Source organism: Rhizobium sp. CG4 (assembly GCF_023701965.1).
Taxonomy (GTDB): Bacteria; Pseudomonadota; Alphaproteobacteria; order Rhizobiales; family Rhizobiaceae; genus Agrobacterium.
The window spans coordinates 384698-397119 of the sequence record NZ_JABAEG010000002.1 but is presented as its reverse complement, the minus strand read 5'-3'; the positions used below and the strand labels follow the sequence as shown (position 1 = coordinate 397119).

14 protein-coding genes and 1 tRNA gene are annotated in these 12422 nt (G+C 53.8%); 10 read left to right on the top strand and 5 right to left on the bottom strand.

All coding sequences use genetic code 11. The features are described from left to right. The first annotated feature begins 30 nt into the window (after positions 1-30). From lldR to HGO37_RS07000, 6 genes are all read left to right on the top strand, one after another. On the top strand, positions 31-789 hold the full coding sequence (gene lldR, locus HGO37_RS07025) for a transcriptional regulator LldR (protein WP_250982723.1): 759 nt from the start codon (positions 31-33) through the stop codon (positions 787-789). A 4-nt stretch (positions 790-793) separates the two neighbouring features. After that, positions 794-1942 (top strand): FMN-dependent L-lactate dehydrogenase LldD, encoded by a 1149-nt coding sequence (gene lldD / locus HGO37_RS07020; RefSeq protein WP_250982722.1) that lies wholly within the window; start codon positions 794-796, stop codon positions 1940-1942. After that, positions 1942-3645, top strand: a complete 1704-nt coding sequence (gene dld, locus HGO37_RS07015; RefSeq protein ID WP_250982721.1) for a D-lactate dehydrogenase — start codon at positions 1942-1944, stop codon at positions 3643-3645. The genes lldD and dld overlap by 1 nt, the downstream gene beginning before the upstream one ends. Positions 3646-4055: 410 nt before the next feature. Then, a tRNA-Cys gene (locus HGO37_RS07010) sits at positions 4056-4129 on the top strand. A gap of 259 nt (positions 4130-4388) precedes the next feature. Next, positions 4389-4604: a hypothetical protein gene (locus HGO37_RS07005; protein ID WP_250982720.1), complete on the top strand. Its 216-nt coding sequence runs from the start codon at positions 4389-4391 to the stop codon at positions 4602-4604. Positions 4605-4850: 246 nt separating this feature from the next. Then, positions 4851-5066 (top strand): hypothetical protein, encoded by a 216-nt coding sequence (locus HGO37_RS07000; RefSeq protein ID WP_250982719.1) that lies wholly within the window; start codon positions 4851-4853, stop codon positions 5064-5066. A gap of 460 nt (positions 5067-5526) precedes the next feature. Here the strand turns inward: HGO37_RS07000 and HGO37_RS26350 are convergent, their stop codons facing one another. Further along, a complete protein-coding gene (locus tag HGO37_RS26350; RefSeq protein ID WP_256435694.1) occupies positions 5527-5658 on the bottom strand; it encodes a hypothetical protein in 132 nt (43 codons plus the stop codon). A gap of 523 nt (positions 5659-6181) precedes the next feature. Between HGO37_RS26350 and HGO37_RS06995 the strand changes: the two genes are divergently transcribed. Further along, entirely contained in the window at positions 6182-6685 is a 504-nt protein-coding gene (locus HGO37_RS06995) for a DUF2441 domain-containing protein (RefSeq protein WP_250982718.1), read from the top strand. Positions 6686-6711: 26 nt separating this feature from the next. Here HGO37_RS06995 and HGO37_RS06990 read toward each other — a convergent pair whose 3' ends face one another. Together HGO37_RS06990 and HGO37_RS06985 are read right to left on the bottom strand one after the other, a co-directional pair. After that, a complete protein-coding gene (locus HGO37_RS06990; protein WP_250982717.1) occupies positions 6712-7224 on the bottom strand; it encodes a nuclear transport factor 2 family protein in 513 nt (170 codons plus the stop codon). A 301-nt stretch (positions 7225-7525) separates the two neighbouring features. Next, the gene (locus HGO37_RS06985) at positions 7526-8035 is read right to left on the bottom strand and encodes a lipocalin family protein (RefSeq protein ID WP_250982716.1); all 510 of its coding nucleotides are present in this window, start codon (positions 8033-8035) and stop codon (positions 7526-7528) included. A 144-nt stretch (positions 8036-8179) separates the two neighbouring features. On the opposite strand from HGO37_RS06985, the gene HGO37_RS06980 reads away from it, so the two are divergent. Continuing rightward, on the top strand, positions 8180-8587 hold the full coding sequence (locus HGO37_RS06980; protein WP_250982715.1) for a hypothetical protein: 408 nt from the start codon (positions 8180-8182) through the stop codon (positions 8585-8587). Positions 8588-8649: 62 nt separating this feature from the next. On the opposite strand, the gene HGO37_RS06975 is transcribed toward HGO37_RS06980, so the two are convergent. Then, positions 8650-8868: a hypothetical protein gene (locus HGO37_RS06975; RefSeq protein ID WP_250982714.1), complete on the bottom strand. Its 219-nt coding sequence runs from the start codon at positions 8866-8868 to the stop codon at positions 8650-8652. A 115-nt stretch (positions 8869-8983) separates the two neighbouring features. Further along, a complete protein-coding gene (locus HGO37_RS06970) occupies positions 8984-10036 on the bottom strand; it encodes a type I restriction endonuclease (RefSeq protein WP_250982713.1) in 1053 nt (350 codons plus the stop codon). 509 nt (positions 10037-10545) lie between these two features. Here HGO37_RS06970 and HGO37_RS06965 point away from each other — a divergent pair. After that, complete coding sequence (locus HGO37_RS06965; protein ID WP_250982712.1) at positions 10546-11217, top strand: protein-L-isoaspartate O-methyltransferase family protein; 672 nt, start codon at positions 10546-10548, stop codon at positions 11215-11217. A 209-nt stretch (positions 11218-11426) separates the two neighbouring features. Next, positions 11427-12374 (top strand): PopZ family protein, encoded by a 948-nt coding sequence (locus HGO37_RS06960; protein WP_250982711.1) that lies wholly within the window; start codon positions 11427-11429, stop codon positions 12372-12374. Positions 12375-12422 lie beyond the last annotated feature (48 nt).

The following is a 12422-nucleotide window of genomic DNA, read 5'->3' as shown; positions in this document are numbered from 1 at the left end:
TCGGACCAATTTTAAGGCGATGAAACCCATATGAAAACTGTTCGATTGTCTGATGCCATTGCAGAACAGATCGAGGTGCTGATCAGCGCACGCGGGCTGAAAGCGGGCGATCGCCTGCCGGCCGAACGGCAACTGGCACTGGAACTGAAGGTGTCGCGCTCGTCGCTGCGTGAAGCCATCCAGCAACTGGCCAGCAAAGGCCGTCTGACAAGCCGCACCGGTGGTGGCAATTATGTCCAGGAGCCGCCACGCGGCTGGTCGCAGAATGCACTTGTCGATCCGCTGTCACGGCTGTTTGCCAGCGATCCGGCTTACCGGTTTGACGTGCTGGAAATTCGCCACGCGCTGGAAGGGGCTGCCGCTTACCATGCCACTTTGCGCGCAACGGATGAAGACAAGGCTCGAATCTCCGAATGTTTCGAAACTCTGATCAGCCTGCAGGGCAGTGACGATTCGATGGCACTGGCAAAGGCGGATGCCGCCTTTCACCTGTCCATTGCCGACGCCTCGCACAATCTGGTGCTGATTGAAGTGATGAAGGGGCTGTTTGATCTGCTGAAAGCCAATATTTCGCAGAACCTTGAAAAGCTCTACGTCATACCGAAAGTCACCGAACCGCTTTCATCACAGCACCGGGAATTGCGCGATGCCATTCTGGCCGGTGACGGCGAGCGCGCCCGCCGGGCGGCACATGTTCATATCGATTTTGTCCATTCATCGTTGAAATCCATCGACGAAGACGAAGCGCGCCTAGCGCGCTCATTTTACCAAGGTAGTGTGAGGGGGTAACACCATGATTATTTCTGCGTCTACAGATTACCGCGAGGCCGCACGACGCCGGCTGCCGCCGTTCCTGTTCCATTACATCGATGGCGGTGCCTATGCCGAACATACGTTGCGCCGCAATGTCAGCGATCTCTCCGACGTCGAGCTGCGCCAGCGTGTGCTGAAAAACATGTCTGATCTTAGCATCAACACACAGCTGTGGGACGACAAGCTGTCCATGCCGGTTGTGTTGGCACCGGTTGGCCTGAGCGGCATGTATGCCCGCCGTGGCGAGGTGCAGGCGGCGCGTGCGGCGGCCAAAAAGGGCATTTCCTACACCATGTCCACCGTGTCGGTGTGCCCGATCGAGGAAGTTACGCCGGAAATCGACCGCCCGATGTGGTTCCAGCTTTATGTGCTGAAAGACCGCGGTTTCATGAAAAACGTGCTGGACCGTGCGGTCGCGGCCGGTGTGAAAACGCTGGTATTTACGGTGGATATGCCGGTGCCGGGCGCCCGCTACCGCGACGCCCATTCCGGCATGAGCGGCCCCAATGCCGAACTTCGCCGTTACTGGCAGTCGGTCACCCATCCGCGCTGGGCCTTTGATGTGGGCCTCAACGGCAAACCGCATGATCTCGGCAACGTTTCGAAATATCTCGGCAAACCAACCGGCCTGGCTGATTATATCGGCTGGCTTGGCGCCAATTTCGATCAGTCGATTTCCTGGAAGGATCTGGAGTGGATCCGTGAATTCTGGAAAGGCCCGATGATCATCAAGGGCATTCTTGACCCGGATGATGCCAAGGATGCCGTGACCTTTGGTGCCGATGGCATTGTGGTGTCCAACCACGGTGGCCGCCAGCTGGATGGTGTCCTGTCGTCCGCACGCGCTTTGCCAGCCATTGCTGACGCGGTGAAGGGCGACATTAAGATCCTCGCCGATTCCGGCATTCGCTCGGGCCTCGATGTGGTGCGTATGCTGGCACTGGGTGCCGATGCGGTAATGATTGGCCGCGCCTTTGTGTACGCGCTGGCCACCGCCGGTGAGGAGGGGGTTCTCAACCTTCTCAATCTTTTCGAAAAAGAAATGCGCGTTGCCATGACGCTGACGGGGGCAAAATCCATCTCCGACATTTCGTCTGACCTGCTGGTAAAGGCAATGAGGCAGCTTTGATGCATGCACTGAACACTGACGCCGCAACCCTGTTGCGCGAATTTGGCGGTATTGTTGGGGCAGGCCACGTGCTGACCGCCGCCAAGGCGACCCGCCGGTTCCGCAAGGGGCACCGTTTTGGTGATGGTAACGTGCTGGCCGTGGTGCAGCCGGGAACGCTGGTGGAGCAGTGGCGGGTCGTCAAGGCCGCCGTTGCCGCTGGACGAATCGTCATCATGCAGGCCGCCAATACGGGCCTGACCGGTGGCTCGACACCTGACGGTAATGATTACGACCGCGAGATCGTTATCGTGTCGACACTGCGCCTGAAGGGCATTCAGGTGATCAATGACGGCAAGCAGGTTATCTGCCTGCCCGGCGCGACGCTCGACCGGCTGGAACAGACACTGAAACCGCTGGGGCGCGAACCGCATTCAGTTATCGGTTCATCCTGCATCGGTGCCTCGGTGCTCGGCGGCATCTGCAACAACTCCGGCGGCTCGCTGGTGCGACGCGGACCGGCCTATACCCAGCTGGCTCTTTATGGCCAGGTGGATGAGGCGGGTGAACTGCACCTCGTCAATCACCTCGGCGTTAAGCTGGGTGATGCCCCGGAAGATATTCTGTCACGGCTGGAAAAGGGCGCCTACAGCCCGGACGATATCGTCAATGATCCGACGCTCGTCGCATCGGACCAGAACTATGCCCAGCACGTGCGCCAGGTCGATGCGCCAACACCGGCCCGCTTCAATGCCGATGTGACCCGCCATTTCGAGGCGTCCGGTTCTGCCGGCAAGCTGGTCCTGTTTGCCGTGCGGCTCGACACGTTTCCGATGGAAAAGAGCGCGGTGTTTTACATCGGCTCCAACGATACGGCAGACCTGACGGCGGTGCGTCGCCATATGCTGACCGCCTTTAATACGCTGCCGATTGCCGGTGAATATATTCACCGCGACGCTTATGATATCGGCGAAAAATACGGCAAGGACACCTTCCTGCTGATCGACCGTTTCGGCACGGACAAGGTGCCGGCCGCCTTTGCGCTGAAAAGCCGGGTCGATGCGTTTTTTGAAGGGTTCAAACTGCGTGGTGCGACCGACCATATTCTGCAGGCCGTCATGGCGTTGCTGCCGAGCCATCTGCCAAAACGCATGCGGGAGTTTCGCAAGCGGTTCGACCACCATTTGCTGCTCAAGGTTTCGCTCGACAGTGCGCCGGAAACCAAGGCCTTTCTGCAAAGCTATTTTGCCAACCGGGAAGGTGACTTCTTCGAATGTGATGCAGAGGAGGGGCGCAAGGCGTTTCTCCACCGCTTCGCCATTGCCGGTGCCGCCATCCGGTACCGCGATACCCATCGCAGTTCGGTGGAGGACATTGTCGCCCTCGACATTGCACTGCGCCGTAACGACGACGACTGGCTGGAAACCCTACCAGAATCGATAGAGGGCAAGCTGATCAGCAAGCTCTATTACGGCCACTTCTTCTGCCATGTCTTCCATCAGGACTATATCGTCCGCAAGGGGCATGACCCGATCGCCATCGAACATGAAATGTGGGACTTGCTGGACCGGCGTGGTGCCGAATATCCGGCCGAACACAATGTTGGTCACCTCTATAAGGCCAAACCTGAACTTAGGGCTTTCTACCGCTCGCTCGATCCGGCCAACGTGTTGAACCCCGGGATCGGCCAGACATCGAAATTCTTCTGCTGGGCGGAACGGTAAGGCAAAAAAAAGGGTGGTGAGAAACACTCACCACCCACTCTTTTATTTAGAAAGACGCCAGTAGCGGTAACGCTACGCACCCTGCGATCGCAATCAGCAGGAGTATTTTTATATAGCGGACGCGGCGCGTTCGTCCGCCATCCCAATCGTATGCCATTCAACCTCGCGTTTTTAATCGCGCTTAATAAGTGAACGCTCATCCTTGTGTGAAACTGGAAAATAGGCACAAAACCTTAAGAATTTGTAGGTTGAAAATAATAGGGACAACAACCGAACGGGTGGCGTCTGGGTGCGGTGAGGCTAAAAACCATTATTCGAAATAAAAAAAGCTGATATTCAAAACGACCCTCTTGCACATCGTTTAGGATTATTCTAAACCCCGGCAACCACAACAAAATACGCTTAGCGATGGCCTCGTGGCGGAGTGGTGACGCAGAGGACTGCAAATCCTTGTACCCCGGTTCAATTCCGGGCGAGGCCTCCAAAATCTCTTAATTGACTCAGTTCGTTGGCACCAAAGCCACGCATGTCACTCGCAGTTTCATAAGTCGGCGCGATAAACTTTATCCGCCCTGAACGCGAAAAATTCCCAAAAAAAATCCAAAACTGCTTGCCTCAGTCATCTGTTGGCCAGCGCCGTTCGTTGTTTGCATCTCTGCGACCGTCTCTTGGATCGCAGATATTCAGGCAACGAACATCCCTTATCGACATCTGTTTATCTTCAACATGAAGGGGATAGTTATATGCGCAATATTGAAATCAGGCCTGACGGCGCAACCGTCGAACTAACACTGCATGAACTTGCAATTCTGAAAAATGCGATCAACGAAACTCTGGATGCACTCGGCGATGCCAGCATTAGCATCCGTGTGGGTACGACCATGGGTGAGTTTTTGACGCTTTTCAGAGAGGTTCAACTCGCGATACAGGACTGCCGAAGACCGGTTGTGACTGATTGAACTCCAAGAGAGTGAAGGACCTCTCTTCGTACAACTCGAAATCTCTGCCGTGATTCAAATTCGGGAAATTTCCGAATATTTATAAATCACATCAGATGCTTGACTTATGCCCTGTTGGTTTCAGTGGACCTGAAGAGAGACTGTTTGTTGCGAGAATGTCTGTGATCTTGGCTTGCCGTGCAGTCATTCCAACAACGAACATTTCTAACCGAAACTCTATCATCACCATCATCAACGGGAATTTACATGCGTAACATTGAAAACAAACCTGACAGAGCGACCGTCGATCTGACACTCAATGAATTCCGGATTCTAAACAGCGCCATGAATGAGATTTTGAATGGCCTTCGAATCCGTGGTTTTAGAGCCCGTGTGGGTGCAACCAGACGGGAAGCCGATATCCTGCTTGACCAACTATTTAACGCAGTACAGGCTTCTCGAGCATCGGCTGCGACTGATTAAAAGACCCGACCGTTATCGGTCTCAATATTACAGATACATCAACTGGGCCATTGATTTCCGAACACGGCAATATCGCCCAGGAAGTTCGAAGTCCCCTCAGAAAAACGTCGCAAGACGTGACATCATATGTTTGAAAAACATGAGATCTGGAGCCATACGGACGAAGCCGTGCTCCGCCATTTGATATTCAGAGATATCGCAACCAACCTCTATTATTTGCAGCAAACTGACAGCCTTTATGCGAATGGTTCAAAGGAAACAGCTGAATCCGCTGCGCTTCAGCTCAGTATTGCCATTAGGGCATTTCAGGATAATTCTTCCAGTAAGTGTAGGAGACGCGGCTTCAGAACGATAGCCGAGGCCGCAAACAGCTGCAACGATTGACGCGAGCCGGCAGTGCTGGGGTTCACCTTGCGCTGCCGGTTGAACGATCAGTTGATGCGAGCGTTGTGGCGCAGGATTACTGCGGCTTCTTCTGCTTGCTGGCCTCTACAGCCCGTGCACCCAGAGTAGGAGCGGCGGCGACCGGTGCAGCCTTATCCTTCTTGGGTTTGCGTACTTCTTTGTTGCTTCTAACTTGACCCTTGGCCATTCGAATCTCCTCTTCAAAGCAAAAGATAGCCGCGCTTTGCGTGACAATAGCAAGGGAAATCCGAGTTGTCATTCGGGAAGGGGGGCGGCAGAGCTCCGTTGTGCCGATCAGGTGGCATCCTGACAAATGCGACCCGTCCAAGTGGTGTCGGCGGCTAAAAGCTAAAAGCGTGGCGGCAGTGTCATGGCGCGCATTAAGCAGCCGAGACGGGTTTTACACTTGGGAGAGGCAGGCAAACCTTTTGCTAACTCTGGCGGTCCACTGGCGTCGCGGCCTCGAACTCTTTGCCTTGCTCAAATTTTTTCTGATGATTGCAACAGTACTTAAGGAATCGAGAATTTTTGTATGATTTTCATGAATAAACAGACCTTCTCACATAATCGATTGCCTTGAAAATGTCCTCTGGACTTTATTCTGGCTTCTGATACGGATTTGCGCAAAGACACTCCCCTCGCAAGACCTTGCGCTATACGATCATGCCGTGGGTTGTCCAAATATTACACGGGCCACCTTGAGGAATTGAATGTATTATCACGTAAGCAGTATTGAACATGCTGTGGGCGCTACTATCGAGCCCGGCAATTGGGGGACAACAGTCCGTTTGTTTGGTCCCGAAACCGCAGTTAAAGCCGTATCTCACGTTGAAATAATACTGTGGGAAGTCGCACTGGAAACAGCGAGGTTGGCACTTGCCCCTCAACGTCCGTCACGCCTCAATTGTGTATTTGTGTTCGAAACAGTCGATATGGCCTTTGCCTTTCAACGCCAGTACCGGCCCGATGCCCATGTTTTCGAGCTGGAACCGACCGGCGAAGCCAGCATCTACTGCGGTGATTTTGCCTTGATCGCGAAAGCTGATCGCAACAGACCATATGCGGACTACATGGCAGAAGAGAGCAAGGCATATTGGACAGCTCCGAGCGCAGACGAACCTGAAATACTATATGGAGGCGCCTTGCGCGTTGTAAGGCAGGTTCTGGCCTCTGATGCGCCGCTGGTTACCCCACACCAAGTTGCTGCAGGGTAACCAACGTCTCTTTACCAACGGATGGATCAGTTGGTGCGTGTAGGGGCGCCGTCCACCAGGTCTTGATAGAGCCCCATATCCAGAAAGGCCTCGGATTTGACAACGAGGCCATCTTTCATGGTCAATATCCAGAGATATTCGTTGCTGTAGGTGTCATTGGTGGTTGTCGTGGCGGAAGCGTCGAACCGCACGATCACGTCGTCATCCACCGCCCAGATTTTTTTGACCACCGGTTTAAGCGGGGTACTCAGCCGCGACAGAATAGGGGCGGAAGCATCGTTTACGAAACTGTCCAGGCCGCTATAGGTGCGCGAGTAGGGACCCGAGCCGCGAACTGTCCATTCGACATCAGGTGAAACGACGCGCGTGAAAGCTCCCCCTCGTTCTGCCCAGTCTTCAAATGCCTGCTTTACGATGGTCTCGTTGCGGGCTGTCACATCAGTGCTGACCGCCGTGCCAGCATTGGCATGGGCCGATGACGCAGCAAGTGCAAGCGTCGCGATGATCGTCCAAGATCGAGCAATTTTGTAGATCGTCATGTCTTAAACCTTCCATGTTTTCAAGGTCAACTGCGCGCGTGGCGCGTCAGCAGTGGCGTTGATCGGGAAAGGCTGTCTTCACGTTCGGGGCTGCTCTTAACCTGTAATGGGGCTTATCTTTTACCAAGCCCCACATCTCCTTCCCAATCGGCAATGAGTGTAACGGTGTTAGAGCGTTTAAATTACCCGCCTAATGCTGCACAGGCTGGTTAGCTGGACTTACCAGTTTCGGAGTCAGCAAAGGCCGTCAGCGCCCACGGTGCCGCGGGCGGTCGGGACGATGCACAAGAAGCTTTGACTGCTATTTTTCTAGAAGCATGGCATCGGTCACGTCGCGGCCGGTGTGGCGGGGGATGATCATCTTCGTCAGATCAAAGCCTTGCCGGCGTGCCTCAGCAAGATAGTCTTCCAGCGTTTCTGCGGGAATCGAACTCTCGCGTGCCAGAACCCATAGAAACTGACGGTCAGGCGTGCCGACCAGCGCGACACTATAGTCGGGATCGATCTTGAGTACCCAGTAATCGCCATCGGTAAACGGCAGCCAGCGCAGGGCGGCAGGAAGAAAACTGACCTTCAGCTTTGCATGTGTCTCGTCAACCGGCTTTGCCTCGCCGACAGCCTGAGCTGGCTGCTGATCTTTGTCGAAACATCTGTTGTCAACGCGAATAGCGCCGTTCTCTTTGAGGGAGTAACGTGCCGTGATGTCAGTTGCGGCATCGTCTTCGTATTTCAACGGCAAGCGGACAATCTCGTGCCACCGGCCAAGATAGCGATTGAGATCAAGGCTCGGTAGGGCTGTAACGTCTGTCATGTCTTTAACTCTCCTTCGAGGAGAACCTGAAACGCACATGCTGCTTGTCCAGTTGCAGCGGCGAAGAACATTAACCCTTACCATGGGAAAGAGTGGATTACGCTCAGGCATACTGCCAAGAAGTGTTTGTCTCAGGAGACGGACATGAAACTCTATATTGCTCTGATCGTCGTGCTTTTTGCCAGTTCCAGCGTTGCAGGCGCCCAATCGAAGACACGCGTTGTAAAGGCTGATGTAATCGATTCCTACACCGCCTACATCGGCGCAAACGACCTTAACAATTCCAACGGAACGTCACTGACCAAACCGTGGCAGATTATTCGCCAGGACCGGGCAAACTATCATGTCTATGACCTCAGAGACGTAGGGGATGAGGGTGACGAGTTCCTCTCTGATGCGAAAAACCGTCAGTCGCTCGAAGAGATGCTGAACAACGGCTCTATGTCGGCTGAGGCTCAAAGAATGATCCTGCGTGGCGACTGCTGGATCACCGTCAAGATAATGGGTCACGAAAACCGTGGTACATTCCTTGTGGTTGATGTCTGGGAGTGACAACAGCGGTATTCGATGCTGTCGACCGGATTAGTCCGGTATAATGCTGACGCCAGCATCCTCTAATCCTGTCCTGCCTTTTGTTCGTCTAGGAAGTTCAGCACCCATTCAAGCGCGTGAAACAGGTCGCTCGCGCCCGAGAAGATGTAGTCGATCGTCCAGACCCACACGAAATAAGCGTAAATCAGCACCAGCGTCACCACCAGCAGCAACAGCCACGGCCAAATAGGCTTCTTTTTTTGCTGAGGAGAGTGTGAATTTGCGTTGTAATGGTCGTCCATATCGGATTCGATTTCCTGATTTCGGGTACCTTAATCCGATTGAGCTAATAACCCAATCGCTCTCGCGCACTGGGTTATCAGGATTGGGAATTTGTGGTTGCGGTAGTCGCTTGACTTATTCAGCGTACCTTTTCGCAGTGGACCGCAACCGGTCTGAATATTCGTAAATCTGATCCAGACTGTCGATAATCAACCGTTCCTCGGTCTCGCCATCAAACACGCCAATATATTTGATGGACCTATTGAAATGCAGGCGTGCAAGCGGTTTGCGATTATTGTTGTCGATCAATATGCCGCAATATGACTTCTGATCTCGCATAATCACGCGAGTAGGGCTGATCGTGTCTCGTACGATTGCCTTGACGATCATATAGCCTTCCCGTTCTTCTTCAGTCGTCACGATTTCAGGCTCGTCTTCCACTGGAGCGTCAATCTTTTCAATCACCTCTTCAGTATCAGCCAGTGCACTGGAAAGACGATTTTTCACTGTGTCCATAATGACTTCGCGGAAAGCAGTTCGTGCGACACCGGTCAACATCTCACGAACTTGTGCTGTCATTCTGCCGTCATAGACACCCGCGGAGACAATCCGTACAAACTCTTCAGATGGCTCCTCAATCAGCTTGGATATCACCTGCTTTATTCCAGAGGTGTATTTAAGACGTTCCGCTGTCGCGAGGATCGCATCAACATCGAATGCCGACTTTTCGAATTTTCGTAGCTCATTCACGATGCCAGAATTGAAGTCAGTCACGTCGAAAACGAAGAATGGCCGCGTGTCCAATTTGTTGGGTGCTTCAAGATCTGTGTAGAAGTTAAAGGTTCGACCATTTGTCAGGATTGCAAATTTCGCATTTGTCACGCTGAAGTACCTATACAACTGATCAAGATGCTTCTTGTCTAGCGCTATAGAGATAGGTTTGCATTCAATCAGGATGCGGACTTCATCCTCGATCTTGATAGCATAATCGACCTTTTCACCTTTTTTGCCCACAGCGTCCGCAGTAAATTCCGGCACGACTTCTGAAGGATCGAAGACGTCGTATCCCAAGGAACGAAGGAATGGCAGGACTACAGCAGTCTTTACAGCCTCCTCGGTTGCCATCGTGCTGGAGTGCGATTTCACGCGCTCTGCAATTGCGCGCAAGCTTTCTTCAATCGTGCTCATGTGGTCCTCCCCCAAACCTAGCAGTTATCTAAGTAAGGTTGCCGAAGGTGCTGATTCAGTCAATCTAAGATTGTTTGCTGGTCGCTTATTTTACATGCGCGTTGGGAAAGACTTCGCCAGCAGTCAGTAATGCAGTTGGCACTGTCACGAGCTGGCTATGTTCACACGTTAAGAATAGAGGCGGGCAGGTGGCTATTCCGTGGCGAGAGCGTGGAACCAAAATTCACATTGTCCGTTCTTTTTCTCAAGGACATAGGGTCCCACGGAGGGTTGGTTAAATGCGCGACAGTTTGATCGAAGTTTCGATGTTTGGTGCCGTTATTCTGACATGCCTTTACATCACCGTACCGCTCATCTGAGCATGTTTGTAAAAATTATCGGCTAGCCGGTTGTTTTTATCGTCACTGTGCGACACGCACGCTTGAAAGCGCAGGCATCGCCAATTAAGACGTATCGCAAGGAAACAGCGTTTATGCGCTCGTTTCGAATTTCTACTGAGGCGATACGATATGATGGATTTCGAAAAAGCACGTGTGAACATGGTCGATAGCCAAATCCGCACGACCGATGTAACGTCGCATTCCGTGCTCATGGCATTTGTGAATGTGCCGCGTGAAGCATTCGTGCCGCAAGCGCAGCAGACCATCGCTTACCGCGATGAAAACGTGCAGATCTGTCCCGCCTCTGATGGCCGTCCGGCCCGTTACCTCACCGCACCTTCGCCTCTGGCCAAGCTGTTGCAGTTGGCCGCCATCACCAAGGACGACGTTGTTCTGGAAGTTGGTTGCGGCACCGGTTACGTCTCAGCAGTTCTGTCGCAACTGGCCGGTTCGGTCGTTGCAATCGACAATGATGAAAAGCTGGTGGAAGCGGCAACGGAAACCCTTGCCAAGCTGGGTTATGACAATGTTGCAGCCGTCGTTTCCGACCTGGAAAAGGGCTATGTCAGCGAAGCACCTTACGATCTCATCTTCGTAAACGGTGCCGTAGAATTTATTCCGGACGCACTTCTCGACCAGCTTCGTGACGGTGGCCGCCTTGTAACCGTCGTTGGTTATGGCAACTCCGCAAAGGCAACGGTCTACAGCCGCGCCGCCACAGGCATCTCGGTAACGACCTCATTCAACGCCTCGGTCAAGCCGCTTCCAGGCTTCCAGAAGGCCAAGGAATTCGTATTCTGATCAGGCAGATGCTGCTTGTTCACGGATAAACAAAGGCCCGGTTTTGACCGGGCTTTTCTGTTTTTCCACAACAATAATCTGTGTATCGCGGCAATTCCCGTCAAAAGGGTCATTCAGTTCCGATTCGCACTGCCATAAACTAGCGGTGATTCGGGGCGTGTTTCGTGTTTGCCCCAGCCAATAAATAGCAATGGAAAACGGGGATAGAAATGGCTCAGCCAAGTGTAGCGCGTGAACCGTCCATGGAAGAAATCCTGGCGTCGATCCGCCGTATCATCGAAAGCAATGAGCCTGGTCCGTCCGGTGCTTTTGCTGGCAAGCTTCCTCCTGTTTACGACGATGAGAGCGACGACGATTTTGGTATCGCTTTCACGCAGGCTGGCAACCCGGCTTCATCCGCCGAGCGCCGCGGCGAGATGACAAGCCCGCCGCCCCACGTGCCGCCAGCTGCAAACCAGACCCATGGCGCGGCAGCGCAACCCGTTCCAGAAAAGGCCATGTCGCTTGCTGATGTTGCAGCCCGGGTGAGGGCCGCCACCGGCCGCACGCTGGAGCCAGCCTTGAGCGCGCTGACCGCTGAAACATTGCAGGACAAGCCGGATGCAAAGCCTGTTGCTGCACATGCGGCTTATGAGAGCCCTGTCATGGCGGAACTGCGTGGTTCGATCGACGATACCGCAGCCGAAATTTCGCGCCCATCGCAGCCGTTTTTCAGCGAAGAAAGACAGGCGACCATTTCGCCGTTCCCGGTTCGTGAAACGCCAGCCGTGCAGAGCGCGCCGGCTGTTGCCTGGGACGAAGAAACCTTCGAGCAGGCGCTTGAGCTTGCCGACGTTCACGAGACCAGCGCGCCAGTGGTAAACCCTGCGCCCGTCGCAGAGACAGTGCAGTTTGTTGAGCCTGTGGCGGAACCGGTTGCCGAGGCGCCATCTGCCCTGTCAAGCCTGATTTCCGTTGAAGCCGGTGCGCAGATTGCCCGCTCGTTCAACGAATTGGCCGACGTGTTCAACGGTGTTGAGCGTCGCTCCATCGAAGACATGGCGCAGGAAATGTTGAAGCCGATGCTGCAGGACTGGCTGGAAGATAACCTTCCAACACTGGTCGAGCGTCTGGTGCGTGAGGAAATCGAGCGCGTAGCGCGCGGCCCACGCCGCTAATTTCCATAAAGGTTAAATAAAAGCCGCGCCGGTCTCGGGGCGGCTTTT

What these genes read in the sequence shown, in the direction of transcription:
- HGO37_RS06965 (WP_250982712.1), top strand. Translation starts at nt 10,546, where the DNA reads ATGATGGATTTCGAAAAAGCACGTGTGAACATGGTCGATAGCCAAATC.
- HGO37_RS06975 (WP_250982714.1), bottom strand. Translation starts at nt 8,868, where the DNA reads ATGGACGACCATTACAACGCAAATTCACACTCTCCTCAGCAAAAAAAG.
- HGO37_RS26350 (WP_256435694.1), bottom strand. Translation starts at nt 5,658, where the DNA reads ATGGCCAAGGGTCAAGTTAGAAGCAACAAAGAAGTACGCAAACCCAAG.
- lldD (WP_250982722.1), top strand. Translation starts at nt 794, where the DNA reads ATGATTATTTCTGCGTCTACAGATTACCGCGAGGCCGCACGACGCCGG.
- HGO37_RS06960 (WP_250982711.1), top strand. Translation starts at nt 11,427, where the DNA reads ATGGCTCAGCCAAGTGTAGCGCGTGAACCGTCCATGGAAGAAATCCTG.
- HGO37_RS06980 (WP_250982715.1), top strand. Translation starts at nt 8,180, where the DNA reads ATGAAACTCTATATTGCTCTGATCGTCGTGCTTTTTGCCAGTTCCAGC.
- HGO37_RS07005 (WP_250982720.1), top strand. Translation starts at nt 4,389, where the DNA reads ATGCGCAATATTGAAATCAGGCCTGACGGCGCAACCGTCGAACTAACA.
- lldR (WP_250982723.1), top strand. Translation starts at nt 31, where the DNA reads ATGAAAACTGTTCGATTGTCTGATGCCATTGCAGAACAGATCGAGGTG.
- HGO37_RS06985 (WP_250982716.1), bottom strand. Translation starts at nt 8,035, where the DNA reads ATGACAGACGTTACAGCCCTACCGAGCCTTGATCTCAATCGCTATCTT.
- HGO37_RS06970 (WP_250982713.1), bottom strand. Translation starts at nt 10,036, where the DNA reads ATGAGCACGATTGAAGAAAGCTTGCGCGCAATTGCAGAGCGCGTGAAA.
- dld (WP_250982721.1), top strand. Translation starts at nt 1,942, where the DNA reads ATGCATGCACTGAACACTGACGCCGCAACCCTGTTGCGCGAATTTGGC.
- HGO37_RS06995 (WP_250982718.1), top strand. Translation starts at nt 6,182, where the DNA reads ATGTATTATCACGTAAGCAGTATTGAACATGCTGTGGGCGCTACTATC.
- HGO37_RS06990 (WP_250982717.1), bottom strand. Translation starts at nt 7,224, where the DNA reads ATGACGATCTACAAAATTGCTCGATCTTGGACGATCATCGCGACGCTT.
- HGO37_RS07000 (WP_250982719.1), top strand. Translation starts at nt 4,851, where the DNA reads ATGCGTAACATTGAAAACAAACCTGACAGAGCGACCGTCGATCTGACA.